14 protein-coding genes are annotated in these 21,892 nt (G+C 44.6%); 5 read left to right on the top strand and 9 right to left on the bottom strand.

What is annotated here, in order from left to right; translation table 11 throughout:
- Positions 1-103 precede the first annotated feature (103 nt).
- Complete coding sequence (locus P3L47_RS15960) at positions 104-1,216, top strand: hybrid sensor histidine kinase/response regulator (protein ID WP_122359816.1); 1,113 nt, start codon at positions 104-106, stop codon at positions 1,214-1,216.
- 79 nt (positions 1,217-1,295) lie between these two features.
- Here the strand turns inward: P3L47_RS15960 and P3L47_RS15955 are convergent, their stop codons facing one another.
- The 7 genes from P3L47_RS15955 to P3L47_RS15925 form a co-directional block, all read right to left on the bottom strand.
- A complete protein-coding gene (locus P3L47_RS15955) occupies positions 1,296-2,591 on the bottom strand; it encodes a TolC family protein (RefSeq protein ID WP_277781443.1) in 1,296 nt (431 codons plus the stop codon).
- A 3-nt stretch (positions 2,592-2,594) separates the two neighbouring features.
- Positions 2,595-5,636, bottom strand: coding sequence for an efflux RND transporter permease subunit (locus P3L47_RS15950; protein ID WP_122359814.1), 3,042 nt, complete (start codon positions 5,634-5,636; stop codon positions 2,595-2,597).
- An 11-nt stretch (positions 5,637-5,647) separates the two neighbouring features.
- Positions 5,648-6,700, bottom strand: a complete 1,053-nt coding sequence (locus tag P3L47_RS15945; protein WP_277781442.1) for an efflux RND transporter periplasmic adaptor subunit — start codon at positions 6,698-6,700, stop codon at positions 5,648-5,650.
- 181 nt (positions 6,701-6,881) lie between these two features.
- Positions 6,882-7,838, bottom strand: a complete 957-nt coding sequence (locus P3L47_RS15940; protein WP_277781441.1) for a DNA/RNA non-specific endonuclease — start codon at positions 7,836-7,838, stop codon at positions 6,882-6,884.
- Positions 7,839-7,946: 108 nt separating this feature from the next.
- Positions 7,947-10,154, bottom strand: a complete 2,208-nt coding sequence (locus P3L47_RS15935; protein WP_277781440.1) for an alpha-L-rhamnosidase-related protein — start codon at positions 10,152-10,154, stop codon at positions 7,947-7,949.
- Positions 10,155-10,184: 30 nt separating this feature from the next.
- A complete protein-coding gene (rhaD, locus tag P3L47_RS15930) occupies positions 10,185-10,985 on the bottom strand; it encodes a rhamnulose-1-phosphate aldolase (RefSeq protein ID WP_122359811.1) in 801 nt (266 codons plus the stop codon).
- A gap of 208 nt (positions 10,986-11,193) precedes the next feature.
- Positions 11,194-13,611: a TonB-dependent receptor gene (locus P3L47_RS15925; protein WP_277781439.1), complete on the bottom strand. Its 2,418-nt coding sequence runs from the start codon at positions 13,609-13,611 to the stop codon at positions 11,194-11,196.
- A 205-nt stretch (positions 13,612-13,816) separates the two neighbouring features.
- Between P3L47_RS15925 and P3L47_RS15920 the strand changes: the two genes are divergently transcribed.
- From P3L47_RS15920 to P3L47_RS15910, 3 genes are read left to right on the top strand one after another with little or no spacing between them, the layout of a single operon-like run.
- Positions 13,817-15,676: an SLC13 family permease gene (locus tag P3L47_RS15920; RefSeq protein ID WP_122359809.1), complete on the top strand. Its 1,860-nt coding sequence runs from the start codon at positions 13,817-13,819 to the stop codon at positions 15,674-15,676.
- Positions 15,677-15,726: 50 nt separating this feature from the next.
- Positions 15,727-16,689: a DUF2156 domain-containing protein gene (locus P3L47_RS15915; RefSeq protein ID WP_122359808.1), complete on the top strand. Its 963-nt coding sequence runs from the start codon at positions 15,727-15,729 to the stop codon at positions 16,687-16,689.
- Positions 16,643-17,602, top strand: a complete 960-nt coding sequence (locus P3L47_RS15910) for a GNAT family N-acetyltransferase (protein ID WP_277781438.1) — start codon at positions 16,643-16,645, stop codon at positions 17,600-17,602. Before P3L47_RS15915 ends, P3L47_RS15910 begins: the two co-directional genes overlap by 47 nt.
- Positions 17,603-17,620: 18 nt before the next feature.
- On the opposite strand, the gene P3L47_RS15905 is transcribed toward P3L47_RS15910, so the two are convergent.
- Positions 17,621-20,017, bottom strand: coding sequence for a glycoside hydrolase family 95 protein (locus P3L47_RS15905; RefSeq protein ID WP_277781437.1), 2,397 nt, complete (start codon positions 20,015-20,017; stop codon positions 17,621-17,623).
- A 10-nt stretch (positions 20,018-20,027) separates the two neighbouring features.
- Positions 20,028-20,252, bottom strand: a complete 225-nt coding sequence (locus P3L47_RS15900; RefSeq protein WP_122359805.1) for a hypothetical protein — start codon at positions 20,250-20,252, stop codon at positions 20,028-20,030.
- 88 nt (positions 20,253-20,340) lie between these two features.
- On the opposite strand from P3L47_RS15900, the gene P3L47_RS15895 reads away from it, so the two are divergent.
- On the top strand, positions 20,341-21,885 hold the full coding sequence (locus P3L47_RS15895) for a ClC family H(+)/Cl(-) exchange transporter (RefSeq protein ID WP_277781436.1): 1,545 nt from the start codon (positions 20,341-20,343) through the stop codon (positions 21,883-21,885).
- Positions 21,886-21,892 lie beyond the last annotated feature (7 nt).

Raw genomic sequence — 21,892 nt, 5'->3', positions numbered from 1 at the left:
AATAATTAGAAAATGTAACAATGAAAACCCCGATATATTCAAACTTTATTAATATTTTTGTATACGCATAGTGATTGAATATCAAGAAAAGTTTATATTTGATATGGATAATTTAGCAGCAGGATATACAGTATTGATCGTTGACGATGTTCCAACCAACGTCATGTTAGTACAAGCTATATTAAAAAAAGAAGGTTACAGGTTACTCACTTGTGACAGCGGTACCAAGGCTCTCCGCCTGGCACATGACAAGCACCCTAATCTCATACTATTAGATATAATGATGCCGGAGATGGATGGATACGAAGTTTTACAACATCTGAAAAGTAATCCGGACACGAACGATATACCTGTTATTATCATGTCTGCTCTAAGTGATATGCAGAGTATAGTAAAAGGTTACCAACTGGGAGCTACGGAATATGTCACGAAACCTTTCCAAAGAGAGGAATTGGTCAAACGTGTAGCACACCGTTTCGAATTATTCAGCATTAAACAAATCAAGCAGGAACTGGAAAACACAATCGAATCGAGAGACACCCTGTATTCTGTTATTGCCCATGACTTACGCTCGCCTCTTGGCTCTTTAAAAATGATGAACAACGCCATTCTTATGATGGTGGATAAAGACCAGGTTAGCCCCGAAGTTTTTGAAATGCTTCAGATGATGAATAAAACATCAGAAGAGATATTCCTGTTGCTGGATAACTTACTTAAATGGGCAAAAAACCGTTTAAAGAAGCAGAACGTATACAAACAGGAAACCGATATCAACAGTTTGGTTTCAAGCACCGCTGAAATATATATCCCTATGGCAACCCAAAAGGGGTTGACTATCCAGTTACAAAATATGGATAAAGAATTATCCGGTTTTGTCGATATAGACATGATTAAAACAGTCATCAGAAATCTTATTTCAAATGCCATCAAGTTTAGTTTTGAAGGTGGAACGATCTCGATCGCTTCCAAGATAGAAGGTGATTTTGTCGTTATCAGCGTGAAAGATTCAGGTAAGGGTATAAAGAAAGAAGACCAGGATAAGCTGTTAAAGCAAAATACCCACTTCACCTCCTACGGAACAAATAATGAAAAAGGTTCCGGACTGGGATTGATGCTTTGTAAAGACTTTGTCGAACAGCATGACGGAGACCTTTGGTTCGAATCGGAAGAAGGTAAGGGGTCCACATTCTTCGTTTCGCTGAAAGCCCTGAGTTAAGAATAAATATCTAATAAATAAAAACGGCTATCGGAATCAAAAAAATCCGATAGCCGTTTTTATTTACATAGCAGTTACATTATTGCATGCGGCGAATGCCAATAGCTTTATTGTATTGTGCCAGGGAAGCTTTTTGTTGATACCAAGTCTGTATCAGACTGCTATAAGATTGTATCCAGGAAAGCTGGGCGGAAAGCACGTCGACAATCGGAAGCTTACCTTCGTTATAACTGAAAGTATTCAAATCGAGATTCTCTTCAGCGATCTTACAAGCCTCTTCGGCTACGTTGATCTGTTTGGTATTTTCCGTCAGGCTCGTCCAGGCGTTGGCAACCTCCTGTGTAATCTGGTCGCGCGTATTATCCATTGCATACTCTTTGCTCCGAAGAATAGCCTTCTGTGAATTTACTTCCTTAAAACGTGCTCCCCAACGGAACAATGGAATTTTCAAAGAAGCAAAGACAGCCGGTGTCCACAAATTATCGGAACCTTTCACATTCAGCATGGAAGTTCCCCATGATCCCTGAAAACCGACCGACAAAGTCGGATTATATTTAGCCTTTGAAAGATTGATCTGCCTTTTCTGATATTCGATATTCAGTTTAGAGATCAGATAATCAGGACGATTTTCCAAAGCTGCAGATTCACCAACCTGTATGGGCAACGGCAGAACCATTGTAATAGAATCGGCAATCGTGATCGGCTCCATAGGGGGAACACCCATCAGGACATTCAGGTTCTGCAGTGCGATCTGGTAATCCTCATAAGCCGAACTTTTATTCAGTTCGGCTTCTTTCAAACGTGCCTGGACCTGTAACAGGTCCGTTTTACTGATTTGTCCATCCTGAAAACGGAGAGTCAACACATTTGCCAGCTCCTGTACAATATCAACATATTGTGTCATGACATCATACATACCTTTGCGGGCTGCCACAGACCAATAGTTCATATCGGCAGCATAGACAATATTGTCAGTCGTCAGTTCTTCCGCCTCATCAGCAATCTGTCCCTGTATCTCTGCAGCTTTATAGTTGTTATAGATCTGTCCGCCGGCATAGATAGGCTGGCTCACCGTAGCTCCCAGGCTATAGGTATTATGATCCATTTCGATACCAGGGATACCTTCCCCCATCCCCAATTCATACTTGTTTATACGATATTGGTAACTACCGGAAAAATCCACAGCCGGAAAGAATGCCGTTTTAGCTGCCTTTATAGCATGCTGCATAGCTATCCGTTCTTCCGAACTCTGCTTGATCTGGCGACTGTATTCCAGTACTTTTTCTTTATATTCGGTTGCCGAGATGGGCTGCACCTGTGCTTTTGCAGCCAGGGCACCCAATAACATACAACCTATTATCAGTTTACTTTTCATATCTTATTCAGATTTAATCTTAAAGAATATACAATAGGTGACCGGAAGCACGAAGATGGTCAGGATTGTTGAAACGAACAGCCCCCCCATAATCGTTGCAGCCATGCCGGCAAACATCGCATCTCCCAACAAAGGAAGCATACCCAAAATGGTCGTACCCGAAGCCATTGTTACAGGGACAATACGTGTTTTAGTTGCTTCTACCACAGCTTTGACCGGCTCCAGACCACTATTCATCTGTAACCCGATCTCATCGACAAGCACAATTGCATTCTTGATATTCATACCGATCAGTCCCAGCAATCCCAGCATAGCAAAGAAGTCGAGCGATTTTCCGAACACCAGCAATCCCAGTACAACACCGATAAAAATAAGCGGCAACATAGCCATAATCAAAACCGGTTTCCGGTAATATTTCGGGAACAGGAACAACAATGTCACGTAAATCAAACCAAACATCAAAGGAATATTGGCAGCAATCGCCTTATTACCTTTATCCTGTTCATTCTGTTCACCAAAATACTGAAGCTTGTAACCTTCCGGTACCTTGACCTGCTGCTGTACTTCCTCCCACAGATGGCTGAAAGCAGCCATGGTATTAGCACCACGCTTCGGCTCGCACTGCATCATCATATAAGGCTGACGATTAAAACGCTTCACCACTGCATAATCATAATCCAATGAGAAATCATCGATCACCTGTTCCACCTTTACAGAACGTCCTTTGGCACTATAAACAGGCAAACTCTTCAAATCGTTCAGGCTGATCGAATCTTTATCTGCATCTTTCAACAAGATAGGCATGAAAACATCCCCTTCACGGTATTCACCCAAAGGTACACCATTCGTTGCCGAACGCAATGAATAAGCAACCTGCTGACGGGTAATACCCAAACGTAATCCCTTTTCCTGCGAATATAAAGGTTTCCATACCGGCACCTTGTTACCCCAGCTGTCACGAACTTCCATCACCTGATCATACTTCCTGGCAATCTCCTTCACCTGTTCTGTCAATGCCGCCAGCGTATCCACATTATCCCCGATAAAACCAATCTCTATGGCTGCATCAGGCACAGGAGACAATGCAAACAAGGCTGAACGAGTCAGGATACTCGGATAATTGGCAACCATATAATCGTAGAATTTACCTTCTTCTGCCTGTGCATCTTCTGCATTCTTAGTCTCGATCAGCACATTGGCAAAGTTAGGCTTCGGTCCCACCGACGAACTTGCCAGATAGTAACGAACCGGAGAACCTCCCAGTGTAAACGAATATGATTTGATATTTTCATTCTTGCTCAGATACTCTTCTATCGATTTTACATTCCGTTCCACATCACGGATACTATAGCCTTCCGGGAAGATAAGATCGGCACGGAAATAAGGTTTGTTCATGATCGGAAAGAAACTTTGTGGCATAATTGCCATGATAAACAGAGACAGGAACAACATCGCAACGACAGAAGTAATTGTAATATATCTACGCTTGATCAGTCGTCCGAGAACATTTTCAAATTTATGATACAACTTTGTATCGTACGGATCCTGTGATTCTCCCGGCTTGGCTTCTTTCAGAATAAAGTTACCGAACGTAGTCGTCTGAGTCAAAGCCAGCACCCAGCTTAATCCCAGCGAAACGGCCAGCACAATAAACAATGGTTTAACGATCTCGGCTACTGATGCCGGAGCCAGGTACATAGGCAAGAATGAACAGACCGCAATAAAGGTTGCTCCCAACAATGCCCACTGAGGCTTGGTAGCTCCCTCTATCAATGCCTGGTAACGAGATAAACCGCGCTTGATACCTACCTGTGCATTATCCGTTACCACGATCGCATTATCCACCAACATACCCATTGCAATGATAAATGCCGCCAATGATGTTCGGTTCAGACCGACTCCCCAGATCAACATTAATAATAATGTACCACCAACGGAGAACAGAAGCGAGCTACCTACCAGCATACCGGCACGCGACCCCATCACCAGGAAGATGACTACAATTACAATCAGTAAAGATTCGATCAGATTCAGGATAAAACCATTGTTCGCTTCATCGGCAATCTTATTTTCCGGATAGATCGTTTTCAAATCCATCCCGACAGGAAAGAGTTCCTGCATTTCATCCAGATGACTGGCAACATCATTACCGACAGCCACCACATCGTCTTTCGCACCGGTAGCCACACCGATACCGATCGCACGTTTACCGTCCACACGCATTAGATTCGACGGAGGATCCATATATCCCCGTTCAACAACAGCAATATCACCCAGCCGGACTTCACCTCCGCTTTTTGTGACAATCAGCTGATCACGGATGTCCTGAATATCTTTATAAGTACCTTCAGCCCTGACACGCAGATCATATTCACCGGTATTGATCTCTCCCGTATTCACCAGCAGATTCTGTGTCTGTAACACTTGCTGGATCGAGTTAGGATCGATCCCGAGGTTTGCCAGCTTAGGAACAGAAATCTTTACATTTATCACCTGTGTCTGCTCACCGAACAGATAGACTTTCTGAACCCCCGGAACAGGAGACAGTTCTGTTTTGATCTTCTGTGCCCAGTCTCTCAGTTCATCATATGTATAACCGTCATCGGCTGTCAGTGCATAGTAAATACCGAATACATCACCAAAGTCATCGCTCACAGAAATAGAGGACGCTCCGCTCGGAAGGCGCGGCTGTATGTTATTTACTTTACGGCGAAGTTCATCCCACTTGACAGGCATATAATCCGGATCCAAAGTGGGTTGCAGTTCAATAGAAATCTTAGACATCCCGAAATAGGATTCCGACTTGATCTGAAACACATCAGACATCGACTGGATTTCCCTTTCGATGGGTTCTGTGATCAGCTTTTCCACTTCAAAAGGTGTTGCTCCCGGATATTGCGTAACCAACACAGCCTGTTTGATTACAAAGGGGGCATCTTCCTTTTTCGGTAATTTGAAGAAAGAATATATACCACCTATCAGCATGACAGCCAAGAAGAAGTATATGATCTTACTATTCTCTAAAGAATATTTTGGAATATTCATTGTTTATCTTCTTAATCTGTTAATACTTTTACTTGTTGTCCTTCTACCAGGCGGGTTACTCCGGCAGTAACGATCCGTTCACCGGCTTTCAAACCATCTGTAACAACAACACCGTCTTTTCCCACCAGTTCTTTTTCTGTGATTTTACGGCGCTCTACTTTCTGCGTCTGCGGATTATATACAAATACAAATTTATTATCACTGTTTACTTCGTCGGCTACTACAGCAGATAAAGGAACCAATACCGCTCCTTCATTGAAACTTTGGCTTTCGATATTCAGAATCACACGACAAGAAAAGCCGACAGCGATCTTATACTTTTCCAAATTAAATGCCGGATCATCGATGTAAAGAAATACAGGTACCCCCGAACCATCAGGAGAAGCTTCCACATATTCCTTTACTTTCGCTTTAAAACGGACACCTTTGTAATTGTCAAACTCTACATAAATCGTGTAAGGTGTTGAAAAATAAGTAATATTAGTTTCAGGCATAGTGAACTGGACCTGTAACTTATTCGGATTGATCAGGCATACAATCCCCTGTCCCATCTGGACTTTCTGATAATTCTCTACATACTTCTTCTGGATGAATCCGTCGAAAGGAGCTCTCAGCTTTGTCTGCTCTAAAGTATTCTGTGAATTTTCGAAAGCAGCCTGCGCATTGGAATAGGCAGCCTTTGTCGATTCATATTCCTGTTGAGAGATGGCCTGTTTTGCCAATAGTCTTTCTGCACGCTGTAACTGAGCCTGTGCAGTCTGGAAAGAAGCCTTCTTTGCTTCATAATCCCACTTAAAATCCTGTGGATCTATTTCTGCTACTACTTGTCCGGTACGAACCTTCTGCCCTTCTTCCACGTTCAAAGAAATAAGTGGTCCGGACATCTTAAACGCCAGGTCGCTGAACTGGTCAGGCGAAACAACGCCGCTGAACGACTTTTCCACAACATTCAAAGATGTTACTTCCGCCAACTTCACCGGACGAGGCCCCTGCTCTTTCACCGGAGGTTGACTACAAGACATCAATGCTGCCAACACAAAAACGGGAATTAATTTACCATTCATGATAACTTGCATTTTGTTATTGATTTTTTGTTAATTATATGCTCATACAAAGTCATATAAACTACGCGTTAAGTCATAGCTATACAACATTCATTTTCTACTAATTGTTTCAACTTCTGCGCCCCTTCAGTACCGGGTGGCAACACATCACATTTGCTTCTGCTTGTAAAATTTGCTTGTATCAAAAGGACCAACTGTCCCAATCTATTTTTGCTTCCATTCTTTTTTCCTGTTCATCAGGAACTGCAGGGAAAAAATCTATGCCTGTCACCTTTTCCACGCTATCCACAGGAATAGCCATCGACTTCAAAGATGTCTTTTTGTAGTCTCTGTTTTCCAGGATAAATGCAATTGCTTTATATTCATTTCCCGAAACGTAGCAAATCACTTTGTAAAATGCTCCGGGAACTCCTACTCTGTTTTTCCCCATTTGCTTCATGCCATCCGTGATCACAGGACCGGTAGCAATCAATAAAGACCCGTAGTCTTTTGCCCACAAACGGCTCTGTTCCTCCAGTTCTTTCCAAATCCCCCGGTTCAATCCTGGTTTTTGCGGACAGATGTTACTGAAATAAAACGATTCACGCATCGCCTTTGCCGACCATTTCATATCACCGGCAGGAGCCAGATGTCCCCGGTCATAACCCGTACGCGTATAATCTTCATTCGTAGCCGTCGCTCCTTTAACAGCCGGATCGGGGACGAACTTATTCGAGCGCTCCGCCTTCTTACTTTTAGCCTCTTCGCCAGTAAGCTCATAAGCAACCCAATTGGCTATTTTGTAATCGGAATTATAGGAAACAGTATATCCTTCATGACGAATCACCTGTTCAGAACGTTTCGCCTGTAATTTCGGGATCTCGGCATTTGCCGGTATTTTAAATGTTGCAGCTTTCGGTACGGAAGGTTTTATTTCACCCGGTACGGATGGGGATACGGGAGCAGCCGGTTTCTTCTGCTCCACAACTACGGTTTTCTTTTCGGAAACAGGATATAAATAATTGTATACGTACAAAACTCCAATAAAACAAATCACAAGCAAAGCCGCAAGAACAAAAGTACGCCGGATTACAGAAACCCAGGATGGCTCCTGACTCTTTTTTTTCCGCGATTTTGCTTTACCTTTCCTTTTTGCCATTGATAAATAATCGTTTTATTCTCCGGGGCAAAAGTAGATAATGTAAGGTTAGGAAACAATATATAAAACTTAAATCATTCGTCAGAATTAATACAAAAAGTGCCCCGATTAAAAGGGACACTTTAAATTATAAGAACCGGAGCCTATTTTCTGTATTTTCCCTTTAGGAGAAACAACCTCTGCACTTACCTGTTCAGGCACCTCTATTTCGACCAGTATATTTCGTCCCGACTTACGTAATTTTACCTTTATATCCCCATAATGAGTAGGAACTATAGCCGATGCTTCAGTCAGAGCCCCCATTTGAGGTTTTACACGAAATGTGCGGAAGCCGGGAGAGGTCGGCTCGATACCACAAACCTTCTGACTCAATAACGTTAACGGACCACCGCTCCATGCATGGTTGATCGTTCCGCCTCCAAATCCTTCAGCACCGACACCCCAGCCTTCAAATAAGGTTGTATATTCCTTATAGCTTAACATACCGGCATACCGGTCTCTCATCCTTTGCAGGGCAACATCAGGAGCATTCATCCGGAACAGAGCTTCCAATACATACTTTTCCATATACGGACTGGCATGATATTCTTTTTTCAAAACTTTCAGAAGGGCCGGATATTTCTCTTCCGGAGCCAGTCCGGATAAAACCGCCATAGCCTGCGACCGATCGTCATCCTCACCCCTATACCCCGGAGACCGGTAAGCCGTGCCTGTCCAGAATTTTGTATTAAAACACTGTTCGATACTATACATCATACGGGATATCTCTTCTGCATCCTCTTTCTTTCCCAACTGCAAGGCAAATTCCTTTTCTGCTTTCAGAGCCAGGTAATACCAACAGTTTGTCAGAACCCCCATGTCGATCTGTTCACCCCAATCGCCCCAACTCCATTCTCCGCTGCGTTCGACAGGCAGGCCACTTTTATCGACTGTCCATGTTTCATGCAGATAGCGATGCAAACGATCATAAATGACAGGAACAAACGTACTGTCGCCACTATAATAATATTGCGTATAGAAACCATACCAGCCCACTGATGCCAGCATCTGCAAAGGTAGTTCTTTCGACCAGTTCCCGGCAGGTACCGGAGCAAATAAAGAACCGTCCGGACGCTGCCAGTTCATCAATTCGTAAATACCTTTGACAGCTAACTTATGCGAAGAAGGAGAAAGAGCATAGAAGGCTTCGCCCAACTCATTCACTTCGTCACCCCACCATTGAGCTCGTTCCCGCTCGGGACAATCCATATAGTTATCGCGCATTGTAATATACAAGGTCCTCGCCGAGCGTTTCCAAAGTTCATTCAGGAACGGATCGTTACATTGGAACGCTCCGGCAAACTCTGTATCATAACCTGTCTCACGATATTTAACGTTCAACACTTTCACTCCTTTGGGAAGAATATACCACATCTCATGACCGCTCATCCAGCCGAAACTTTCATATTCCTGTATTCCATTACGGGTAATATATTCGGCACGGACATTCTCAGGTCCTCCCCCCCAATAATTATCCGTCTGCATATGAATCGTAGCACCATCAGCCGCCTCAACCTTCAGATAAGGTGTAAACTGACAGTTATATGGCAAACGACAAAACAAGGTATCTCCATTTGCCGATTGCCGGACATCCGGATACTCCCTCAGACCATAATCCTTGAACAACGGTATCGGACGCTCAACCAACTCCCCTAAAGGGGCTTTACCCACTATCGAAGCGATCTCTGCTCCGGGAAACGAATTTTTATATCCGGGCTGGTTCCATCCTTCCAATGCTCTGCGGGCATCAAAGCGGATATTACTCTCCGACAATCGGTAATTCGGATGAGGAGCCTCAGTGTTCTGATAAGCATCATAAACCCTGCAATTCCAACTTTTATCCGATACGATCTCTATTCCGGGAGCTACAGCTTCAAATAACAAAGCAGCCAACCCGCTATTCACATGGCTGAAACCATTCTTTCCAAAATGCCATACCAGAACAGCAATTGTATTTTCTCCGGTAGTAAGATAAGGAGCTATCTCTACCGAATCATAATAAGTATCGCAAGGAGAAGGTCCTCGTTTCAAACCACCTTCAAATACGACCATCTGTCCGTTGATCCACAGCCAATACTTACTATCGGCAGCAATATGCGCCGTCAGTGTCCGAGGTACATCGGTCAGGTTTACCGTTTTACGATAAGCCAGCCAGGTATTACTTGCACTTTGGCATTGTTCGGTATTAATCCAATGCGCTTTCCAATCCATTTTCGTTTTTGTTTCCGCAGAAACCAAAAATCCGGCAAACACACATAGTAACAGATATTTTCTCATAATATGACTTTTTATACAGAATGGAAATCATTATAAACCGAATGCCGGAACCAGATCATCCAACTGCTGATCGGTCATACCTGTCGGTTCAAACCCAGCCATACGGGCACTCAGATAGATTTTCGATGATTTGCTTAAAGTATCGATCGCATCAAAACATTCGATCAGGTCCTCGCCTACCGCTAATATTCCATGTTTCTCCCAAAATACCACATCATGTTTTTCGAGCTGTCTGATCGTAGCATGAGCCAGTTCGATCGTGCCGGGTGTTTCGTAAGGAACAATCCCTACCCCTTTCGGAACAATGATCCGGCATTCCGGGATCATACTCCACAATGTACGGGTAAGCACTTTGGAATCGAGGAAAGGTTTACAATGTGTCATACCGATCAGTTCGGTCGGATGCGTATGCAAAACGACCCTGTTATCACGACCTGATGAGCGAAGATAGTTATGCATCAACAAGTGAGACGGCAGTTCCGAGGTCGGAGCAACCAGTTGTTCGGCTATGACCTCATAGCTTTTTCCATCCGGGGCAATCCGGATCAACGCACCATTCGCAAACGGATCCTGTGCCACATAACGCATCCGCTTCCCTGTTCCGGTCACATAAAATACGTGTCCTCCCAAAGCCGTCATTGCTTCCTGCAATGGAGTCGCAAGAGCAAGAGCAGGCAAAACCATCTCTTCCGATGTCAATAAACCAGTCAGGTTTACAGATATATTTCCTCCGTTTCGTTCCGCCCATCCATTTGTCCAAAGATAACCTGCCACCTCAGCGATACGGCCAATCTCAGCCATCAAAGGGCCATTGTTTCTAATTGTTGTCATTTTTTTATTATAAGTTTATTATTTGTACTCCAAAGTACGCCCGCCAGTGCACAAAATAAGACATTATTCAATAAAACCGTGCCCAAAACAAAGAAATAATCCTTTCCTGTTTTATTTTTTACGATGATCAATAAGCCTATCAGTATAAGTGGAGCATAATCTCCGGAGTGAACAACAGCATGGAAAGAGGGAAGAAAGTAGGCTTGTATTAATGATTCGTCCCTTCAAACAGATCGTGATCTTCTTTCCGCTGGGAAGTCTTCGCTTTGAAGTTATTGAATGTATAACTCAATGTCAACGTAATAAGCGGATAATTCGGACGGATACGGGTAATGGATTGTAAGTCGGAAGTAGTAATCTTGCTTACGTAACGCGCGGAATTGAAGACGTCACGGAAAGCAAGCGTAGCCGACAGTTTACGATTCATCAATTGTTGACGGACAGCCAGATTCACATACCAGAAAGCATCTGTTCGCCCCTGTGTAGTAACCGACGGTCCGACAAAATTCCCATCCAACTGGATACGGGTCGATTTGCCCAAATCGAAAGCGTTGTTCCAGATAATATCGTAATTGGTACTTTTCTCATTCGTTCCATCCTGTTTGTACTGATTCTTTACCTTATAATGATATAGGCTACCGTTCAGATTCACATTCCACCAACGGGTCAGCTGAACCTGACCGCTCAACTCCAGTCCTGTAGAATAATCATGCCCCACATTTGCCATAGAATCCAATGTCACACCTGCCTGATAAGGAACACGTAACCGTTCTATCTTATCTTTCCGACTACGGTGAAAGACTGTGGCGGAAACCGTATGGTCGCCGATATTCTTCTTATAGTTAAGCTCAAAAGAATTGATATATTCCGAACGGATATCCGGGTTACCGATCTCGGCAGAATAATAGTCACGATACGTAATATAAGGTTCCATAAAGAAAAGCTCCGGACGTGTGATACGACGTGAATAGGATGCCATCAATTTATGATCTTTCGGGAAAGTATATCCCAGATGAACCGAAGGGAAAAACTCGAATTTATTATATTCACGGTTCTTTCCGGGAATCGAACTGCGTAGAACACGATGTGTATGTTCCCCTCTTACACCAGCCTGGAAATCGAACGACTTATAGCTGTCGCCGACAATAGCATAGATCGAATTGATGCCGTGCTGGAAATAAAAAGTATTGTAGATATCATCCCTCCAGTAAAATTCTTGTTTCTCGGGGCTCCAGAACTGCATGCTGTAATCGCCGTCCTCCAGATAGGAAAAATACTGATAGCCAGCCTCGATGTGTCCGGTTTTACTATAAGGATACATATAATCCAGATTTCCACGCACCGTCCAGCGATGTTCGTCCTCCCAGGCACGGTGTCCCTGTTCGCGTTCATTATTCTTGTTGAAAAGGTCGCTTTGAAAATATTCCATTGCATTTCCACCATATTTCAGATAAAAACTTCCTGTAAGCTGATGGCCGTTATCATTGAATTGATGGTCAAAACCCACACTCCCCTGAAAATAAGTTTCATGCAGGTCGTAATCGTCACGACTGTAATAATCTCCTTTTTCAAAAGGCTTCTTATCGACCATACGTTCTTCCGTATAGTCCAAATCCCCGGTACGGGTACGACCGCCGTAACCACCTTCCAGATCGGCATTGAATGTGGTATGGGGCAAAGTATACATCCAACCCGCTTTTAAGGAATAGTTGAAATTATTACTCTCACGGGGTCCCTTCGAATGGGAGGTTGTTGCCGTATCGGCCACGATCGTTGTCTTTTCCTGATCAAAATCACTTTTCCGCAAACGGTCGGTCCAGCCTCCGCCAAAATACCAGCGGGAAGATTTGTTCTGTTGGGTAAGCAGGAAATCGACTCCACGTGACAGGAAAGTACTTCCTGTAAGGTTCACCATTCCGCTGAATCCGTGCTGTGCATGTTTCTTAGTGATGATATTAATAATCCCGACATCGCCCCCCGTATCATGACGTGCCGACGGGGTAGTAATGATTTCTATATTTTCAATATGTCCGGAAGGGATCTGTTCCAAAGCCTGGGTCCCGCTGAAAACACTCGGCTTACCGTCCACATAAACAGCAAAGCCTGTACTCCCACGGAAAGAGACCTCCCCCTCCGCATCCACACGGATAGAAGGTGTATTTTCCAGAATATCGACAGCCGTTCCTCCACTCGCCAGCATATTCGAAGAGGCTTCGATCACTTTCTTGTCGAGCTTATATATCACCTGCTTTTTCTGCGCTACGACCTCTACTTCCGCCAAACCGACTTCCAGCGGTTTCATGGCAATCGTTCCCAGGTCGACTATGGCAGACGATGATGCCAGCACGATCTCCGGACGGGTAAACAGATCATACCCTACCAGCCGGATCATCAGGCTATATTCTCCGTTCTGCACATCTGTAATACCAAAACTTCCGTCCCTGTCAGGCAAAGCATGGAACACAGGATTACTCTCTCCTTTTTTAAACAGGAGCACATCCGCAAAATCTAATGGCTGATTTGTTCCGGCATCCACAATTTTCCCCTTGATACGGGATATCGGAGCAGCGGAAACAGACAGACTAAAACACAATAAGGCCACAATAAGATAAAAACACTTCTTCATTTCTTCACATCAGTCGTTGTTAACAATCCTGCGAAGATAGTATTTTCATCATTGCCATGCAATTATTTATGTATTTTCTCCGTCATTCCATTGTTTCTACTATTTTTGTACTAAAATAAGTATTGGGGTAAACATATAAACGAACTTTCCGGTTTATATTACAGTGGGATTTTATCTTTAGTAAAAACCATCTTAAAAACATTTTATGATAACAACTCTTATTATTCTAGCCTTGTCGGCAGTCTTTTTTGTTAATGGGAAAATACGTTCTGACCTTGTTGCACTATGTGCCCTGGTCCTTTTAATGGTGTTCAACATCCTGACTCCCGAAGAAGCCCTTTCTGGTTTCTCCAATTCCGTCGTTATCATGATGGTTGGGTTGTTTGTGGTAGGCGGTGCGATCTTCAAGACCGGCCTGGCAAAAATGATCGGCAGTAAAATATTGCAGCTGGCAGGTACCAGCGAGATCAAACTTTTCATTCTGATCATGTTGGTGACAGCCTTTATCGGGGCTTTCGTCAGCAACACAGGGACCGTAGCCCTGATGCTCCCTATCGTTGTCAGCATGGCTGTAAATGCCAATATCAGCCCGAGCCGTTTCCTTATGCCGCTGGCATTTGCAAGCAGTATGGGAGGTATGGCGACTCTGATCGGTACTCCTCCCAACCTTGTTGTGCAGGAAGCACTTTCCAATGCAGGTTATAATGACCTGTCCTTCTTTTCATTCACTCCGATCGGTATTGTCTGTATAACTGTCGGTATCATTATCCTGATCCCGCTCAGCAAATGGTTCCTTTCCAAAAAAGAAGATACTAAAAAGAACGATGCGTCTACCGGACGTTCACCGCAGGAACTGGCAAACAAGTATAGCCTTTCCGATAATCTGTACCGTGTACGTGTCCATAAAGATTCACGAATACGGAACAAGAAACTACAGGAACTGAACATCACCAGCCTATACAATCTGACGATTCTGGAGATCAGACGTAAATCTTCCTCACAGAGCCGTTTCATGAAAACAGTCGACCAAAAGCTGGCAGGTCCTAATACCGAAATACAGGAAGAAGATATATTATATGTATTCGGCAGCTTCGATAATATTAATAAGTTCGTAGAAGAAAATCATCTGGACCTGACCGAATCCAAGGTTTCCGAATTTACCGGCGATAATGAAAAACTGAGCATCCGTGAAATCGGCATCGCAGAAGTTTTATTGTTGCCCGATTCCAAGCTGATCAACAGGGCTGTCAAAGATTCCGGTTTCCGCGATAAATATTCCGTCAATATCCTGGGAATAGAACGGGGTAACGAGTATATCCTGTCCGACGTAAAAGATGTAAAGATGCACGCGGGTGATCTTCTGCTTATTCAAGGGAACTGGGATGATATTGCCCGTATGAGCAAGAAACAATCGCAATGGGTAGTATTGGGACAACCAGTCGAAGAGGCATCCAAAGTCACACTCGACTACAAAGCGCCCGTTGCTGCCGGTATCATGATCCTGATGATCGCAGCCATGGTTTTCGACTTTATACCTATCCCACCTGTCGCTGCCGTGCTGATAGCTGCCATATTAATGGTACTGACCGGATGTTTCCGGAACGTGGAAGATGCGTATAAGACGATCAACTGGGAAAGTATCGTCCTGATCGCCGCCATGCTACCGATGTCGCTGGCACTGGAAAAGACAGGAGCCTCGTCGCTGATCTCTGAAAAGCTGGTTGGGGGCCTGGGTAATTACGGACCGCTTGTCCTGATGGCGGGTATCTATTTCACGACTTCACTACTGACGATGTTCATCAGTAATACGGCAACAGCCGTACTGGTAGCACCTATCGCTTTACAGTCAGCCCTTTCTTTAGGCGTAAGTCCTTATCCGTTCCTGCTTGCTGTAACGGTCGGAGCCAGTATGTGTTTTGCCTCGCCATTCTCCACACCGCCCAATGCGCTTGTGATGTCGGCAGGTAAGTATACGTTTATGGATTATGTGAAAGTCGGGTTACCCCTGCAGATTATTATGGGAATTATTATGATCTTTGTACTGCCTTTAATATTTCCGTTTTAAACATTAGCGGACACTTATTAGTTTTATATTTGTACGACAAAAAGAAAAGTATGAAGATTCCTTTTAAACCAATTAAAATAGAGGATAAAGAGCTTATCACATCATTCATTTATCCTCATAACTATCGCAATTGCGATTACTCGTTTGCCAACATTTGCAGCTGGCGTTTTCTGTATGAAACCGAATTTGCCGTTGTCGACGATTTTTTGCTGATCCGTTTTTGGATAGAAGATAAAAGCCGTCTCGTTTACATGACACCTGCCGGAAGGGGTGACCTGAAACATGCATTGGAGTTACTCGAAACGGACTCCCTGGCACATGGGCACCCGCTTTGCATGTTGGGTGTCACACCGGATGCCAAAGATATGCTGGAACAGGCGCTGCCCGGCGGATTCTTCTATATCCCCGAACGCGATTATTTCGACTATATCTACCTGCGTGAAGACCTGTCTTTGCTGAAAGGCAAAAAGTATCAGTCGAAGCGCAACCATATTAATAATTTCAAAAAAAGGTATGAATACGAATATGCGCCTATCACTCCCGATCTGATCACGCAGTGCCTGAAACTGGAATGTACCTGGTACAAGGCAAACAAGACGGAAGACGATGCCGAAGACTTGAACTACGAACGTATTTCCATGACGTACGCACTCAACCACTTCGACGAACTGGGCTTACTCGGAGGTGCACTGCTGGTAGACGGGAAAGTAATCGCCTTCACCTTCGGAGCACCGATCAACCATGACACGTTCGGAGTACATGTAGAAAAAGCGGATGTGAACTATGAAGGGGCTTACACTGTTATCAACCAGGAATTCGCTTCACGCCTGCCGGAAAAATTCATCTACGTGAACCGCGAAGAGGATCTCGGTATCCCGGGGTTGCGGCAAGCAAAACTTTCTTACAACCCGGTCATACTATTAGAGAAGAGTGCCGCGATTAAGAAAACGCAAAACAATAAACAAGATGAACAAGCAGCAAATAATCGATCTATGGCGTCTCTCGTTCAATGATTCGGAAGAGTTTATTCGCCTTTATTTCGACCGGGTGTACAAAGAAGAAAACACACTGGTCATCGAAAAGAACGGACAGGTGGTATCTGCCTTGCAGATGCTGCCTTACACAATGACCTATTACGGTACAGAGATATCCGTGGCTTATATTTCCGGAGCTTGCACCCTCCCATCCATGCGGGGTAAAGGTCTTATGCGGGAACTTTTGCAGAATGCATTTGAAGAAATGAAATACCGGTCGGTTGCCGTAACCGCCCTGATCCCCGCTGATCCCTGGTTGTTCGACTATTACAGGGAACAAGGATATACGGAAGCGTTCGATTGCTCCGAAGAGCTTTACATACGTCCGGAGACACCGGTCTATGCACCGCAGATCACAGTCGTTCCGCCGGAAGTCCCTTCCATCGATAAATTATATGATTACTTCAACCGGAAAATCCGTGAAAGAAAATGCTGTGTCCTGCATACCCAGGACGATTTCATTACGATCCTGCGCGATTTGCAACTGGACGGAGGACAAATGCTTACCGCTTTGAATGAAAAAGACCAGCCGATCGGCATGGCTTTCGTTCTCCCGCCGGACGCTACGCTTCCGAAAGAGAAAAAGCAGGTATATGTAAAAGAGTTCTTCTACGATGACGACCGGGTAGCAAACCTTTTACTGCAAGAAGCAACCTTACAGAACAATGTGAACCGGGCGACTTACAAAACACCTCCGGTCGTACCGGCTACACGTCCCTTCGGCATGGCACGCGTTATCGACACCGAACGGTTAAGACACCACTGGCTGTCTACGCATAAGGAGAGTCCTTTTACGGAACAAAACCTGAAGGATATGGATATTCAAACATTTACCCGGATCGTTATGGGATACCCGAACCGGGAAGCCTATATGAGTCTGATGCTGGATTAACCCGGCATCAGACTTCAATCAATTATAAGCGACTTCAAAGATATCTCCCTTTTGCAAATCTACTCTGACGATGCCATAAGGGAGAAGGATCGGATCGAACATTTTCTTGTTTTTATAATATTTCTCACGTCCGGTCCGTTCGGGTAACTTCAACTTTAAGGTGTTATCGTTTGTAGCTGTAACCTGTGCATGTTTTACGGCTCCGTCATTCCAGGATAGATCTACCTGAAAACCTCCGCGGGCACACAAACCTTTATAACTGCCAGTGTTCCATTCTTCCGGCAAGCATGGGAGAAGTTCCACATATTCTTCATGGCTTTGAAGCAACATCTCCATAATACCGGCAGCACCGGCTTCATTTCCGTCAAAAACAAATATATCCGTCGGAGCACCGGCTATGCCTTTCGGAGAGATCGTCAGCATATTCTCACGGCTCAGGTCGTTGATCAACCCCAGCACACTTTCCCTGGCTTTCCGGCTATCTTTCAAACGGGCAAAGAAATTAATCATATTCGCCCTGCTCCATTCCACATCTTCCCAGTCGGCTGCATTCAAGCGCCGTTCGATAGTCACAGCAGCGGCTTTTGCCAACTCGGGTGTTTCTTCCGGTGTTATCTGTGCATACGGATACAAAGCCAGCAGATGGCTGGTATGGCGGTGGTTAGGAACAGCCTCTTCATAGTCTTCCTGCCATTCCTGAAGCTGGCCGTATTTCCCTATTTTAAAAGGAGGTAACCGGTCGAGAGCATCGATCACACGACCTCTTAATTCTTCATCTACCTGTAATAACTCTGCAGCGCTCTGGCAGGCATTCAATATCTCATAAACAATCACCCTGTCACAAGTCGGCATCATGGAAAGCGGCAACTGTTTGCCGTTCCAAAGGAATGCATTTTCGGGTGAAGTAGACGGTCCGGTAACCAAATAACCGCTATTCGGATCTTCTATCATATAGTCAAGAAAGAACAAAGCAGATTGTTTCAGAACCGGATAGGCTCTCAGCAGGAACACTTCGTCTTTAGTAAAACGATAATAATCCCATAGATGAGATGCCAGCCACGCACCGCCCGTAGGATGAAGTCCCCAGCCTGTTCCCCAGCCCGGAGCTGTAAATCCCCATACGTTCGCCATCGTATGAGCGACCCAGCCGTCACAGCCATAAACAGTCTTTGCCGTTTTTGCTCCGGCTTCGGCCAATGTACCTATATAATTGAACAGAGGAACATTACACTCGCTGAGATTGCCGACATTGGCAGCCCAGTAGTTCTGCTGTGTATTAATATCCAGGTGATAGTCGCAACTCCATTCCATATTGCATGCCAGGTTATCGTTCCATATTCCCTGAAGGTTGGCTGGCAACGGAGAATTTTCGCGTGATGAGGAGATCAACAGATAGCGTCCGTACTGGCAAAACAGGGCTATCAGATCCGGGTCGTTATTCCCTTCTTTCAGCAATTTCAGACGCTCATCCGTAGCAATATCATTCTTCGCTGTACCCAAAGAAAGAGCGACACGGTTGAACAGGCGACTGAAATCCGCTTCATGTTCCTGCTTTAATGTTTCAACTCCTTTCTTTCCGGCATCATCCACTGTAGACAAAACCATCTCCTTCATATCTCCCGGCACAAAATCCGTACGAAGGTCTGCTATAAGGACTACTTCATCGGCATTTTCCACAGACAGGCTTTCCTTATTCTGTCTGATAGTGCCTCCTTCTGCCAGGACTTTCACTTTCCCGTAGAAGTTTACACCGCCGGGACCAAAGGTTGGAAAATCTACCTGTCCGGAAAAAGAGACGGCATCTCCTTCCGTCGTTACAACAGATTTCCTTAACGGATTCAAACCGACTTCCAAATGCTGTTTTCCTTTCTCTGATGCACTAAGACGTACCACCAGAACATTAGCCGGATTGGAGCAAAAATATTCACGAGTATAGGTCACACCACCCTGCTGATAGGTTACGGATGCAACTCCCCTGGCAAGATCAAGCGAACGGATATAACTTTCTACCGCTCCGTTTCCTTGCTTGAAAGTCAGTTCTATATCACCGAAAGGGACATGTGTTCCAAAAGAATTGCGAACGCCGACCAGCTTTTCCGAAGCCAGGGCATTCCCTTCTTCCAACTTACCATCCAGAAACATCTGCTGTATATTTCTCCATGCCTCTTTTCCGAAAGGTTTCTCCTGTTCCGGATCGGGCTGTCCGGACCAGAGCGTGATCTCGTTGAAGGCTATATTATCTTTTTCTATGCCTCCGAACACCATTCCGCTCAACCGTCCGTTGCCGATGGGCAACGATTTCATCCAGTCGTCCGAAGGTTCGTCATACCACATCTTCAGCGTTTTTTCCTGTGCAAACCCACTTTGCACCACCAGTCCTAAACTAAAAATCAAACACAACCATTTCTTTTTCATAATAACACTTTTAACACGATTCGTTCTTTTTCTTTTCCAGTGCCAGTTTATAAAGCTTATCTTGAAGAACAGCAAACTGCCCTATATAACTTTCATCCATCATCCCGCCGGATTCACTTGCTCCGTCTGTTTCAATAAACAGGCTGATCCGCTTGCTCATTTCTACATATTCATCGAAACCTTCACAGGATGAGTTTAATACACTGATAATCGTTTTGTATCTCGGGGTATCCATAATAATCTATTCTATTTTAATTCAACAATACACAAAGATACTATTTTCTCTAAACCAAAGCCAATTCAGTCTTGTTTTTATCGAGCTTATGAAGGTAAACTGGAGGATATTAAAGCTGAAACTGGTAGATGCCAGGCTCTATTTCGTGAGCCTTATCGTAGGGTTGCTAACCGGGTTGGTAGCAGTTCCTTATCACTATTTATTACAGCTTTTCTACAACTACCGGAAAGACTTCTTCGAGTCGTCTCCTCCCTGGTATCTTCACGTTATCGTATTTTTCATCTTCTGGGGCGTACTCATTTTCGTTTCCTGGCTGGTAAAACGCTGGCCTTATATATCGGGTGGAGGTATTTCACAGACACGAGGGGCGATCAATGGCAGGATCGTATACAAGCACTCTCTACGACAATTGCTGGCTAAGTTTGCCGGTGGAGTACTGACATTGAGCAGCGGTCTGTCCATGGGACGTGAGGGACCGTCTGTCCAGATGGGATCGTACATCGGTGACCTCGTCGGCAAATGGGGACATATCCTGAGCGGTGAACGGAAACAATTGCTGGCAGCAGGGGCAGGTGCCGGATTGGCGGCAGCTTTTGCCGCTCCATTAGCCGCTGCCACCCTGGTGATCGAGTCGATCGAACGTTTCGATGCTCCCAAGACAGCCATCACGACCATTCTGGCAGGGGTTGTTGCCGGAGGCATTGCCAATATGATATTTCCAATAAATCCTTACCACGAAATAAATGCTGTCGCTCCGGATCTTTCATTCGAAGTACAACTCAAGCTATTTCTCCTGTTCGCTGTTATCGTCTCCGTTTTCGGCAAGTTCTACTCATTGCTGATGCTTTATGTGAAAAGGCTGTATCCTGCCATAAAACAACCTGAATATATCAAGCTGCTGGGGTTACTGATCATGGCATATGCCATTTCATTGACACTGACGGACCTGACCGGCGGCGGCGAACAGTTCCTGATGCAACAGGCATTAGGCGGAAAAGAAAGTATTTTATGGATTACCGGAATGATGTTGCTGCATATGGTATTCACCGTCTACTCTTTTTCATCGGGACTCCCGGGAGGAAGTTTTATCCCGACATTGGTTACCGGCGGATTATTGGGAAAGATATGTGCCTTGTTACTGGTACAACAGGGCATTATAGCACCGGAGAATATCAGTTATGTCATGCTGATCGGGATGGCTGCTTTTCTAGTTGCCGTAGTGCGTACTCCTATCACTGCCATTATTCTGATCACAGAGATTACCGGTCATTTCGAAGTTTTCTACCCTTCGATCGTTGTCGGAGGATTAACTTACTATTTCACGGAACTTCTGGAAATAAAGCCTTTCAATGTGATGTTTTACGAAGAGATGATCAAAAAGCCGATCTTCCAGGAGGAAAAACGGCTAAAGCTCGATGTTGAAGTGATGGCAGGTTCTTATTTCGACGGGAAACAAGTAAACACACTACACCTGCCAAACAACTGTATCATCATCAACATCCACCGCGACCGCAAGGACTTCCCTCCTGCCGGCCAAACGATCCTGCCTGGCGACCAACTCACACTAGAAATTGATGCACAGGATATCGAGAAATTATACGAACCATTGGTGAGTATGGCGAATATTTATTGAATTTACT

Source organism: Parabacteroides chongii (assembly GCF_029581355.1).
Classification (GTDB): domain Bacteria; phylum Bacteroidota; class Bacteroidia; order Bacteroidales; family Tannerellaceae; genus Parabacteroides; species Parabacteroides chongii.
This window is presented reverse-complemented; position numbering and strand designations above follow the sequence as displayed.

Bases quoted from the DNA above. Each gene is read 5' to 3' on its own strand.
- P3L47_RS15900 (WP_122359805.1), bottom strand. From the start codon at position 20,252: ATGGATACCCCGAGATACAAAACGATTATCAGTGTATTAAACTCATCC.
- P3L47_RS15955 (WP_277781443.1), bottom strand. From the start codon at position 2,591: ATGAAAAGTAAACTGATAATAGGTTGTATGTTATTGGGTGCCCTGGCT.
- P3L47_RS15915 (WP_122359808.1), top strand. From the start codon at position 15,727: ATGAAGATTCCTTTTAAACCAATTAAAATAGAGGATAAAGAGCTTATC.
- P3L47_RS15920 (WP_122359809.1), top strand. From the start codon at position 13,817: ATGATAACAACTCTTATTATTCTAGCCTTGTCGGCAGTCTTTTTTGTT.
- P3L47_RS15945 (WP_277781442.1), bottom strand. From the start codon at position 6,700: ATGAATGGTAAATTAATTCCCGTTTTTGTGTTGGCAGCATTGATGTCT.
- P3L47_RS15960 (WP_122359816.1), top strand. From the start codon at position 104: ATGGATAATTTAGCAGCAGGATATACAGTATTGATCGTTGACGATGTT.
- P3L47_RS15925 (WP_277781439.1), bottom strand. From the start codon at position 13,611: ATGAAGAAGTGTTTTTATCTTATTGTGGCCTTATTGTGTTTTAGTCTG.
- P3L47_RS15935 (WP_277781440.1), bottom strand. From the start codon at position 10,154: ATGAGAAAATATCTGTTACTATGTGTGTTTGCCGGATTTTTGGTTTCT.
- P3L47_RS15940 (WP_277781441.1), bottom strand. From the start codon at position 7,838: ATGGCAAAAAGGAAAGGTAAAGCAAAATCGCGGAAAAAAAAGAGTCAG.
- P3L47_RS15950 (WP_122359814.1), bottom strand. From the start codon at position 5,636: ATGAATATTCCAAAATATTCTTTAGAGAATAGTAAGATCATATACTTC.
- rhaD (WP_122359811.1), bottom strand. From the start codon at position 10,985: ATGACAACAATTAGAAACAATGGCCCTTTGATGGCTGAGATTGGCCGT.
- P3L47_RS15895 (WP_277781436.1), top strand. From the start codon at position 20,341: ATGAAGGTAAACTGGAGGATATTAAAGCTGAAACTGGTAGATGCCAGG.
- P3L47_RS15905 (WP_277781437.1), bottom strand. From the start codon at position 20,017: ATGAAAAAGAAATGGTTGTGTTTGATTTTTAGTTTAGGACTGGTGGTG.
- P3L47_RS15910 (WP_277781438.1), top strand. From the start codon at position 16,643: ATGAACAAGCAGCAAATAATCGATCTATGGCGTCTCTCGTTCAATGAT.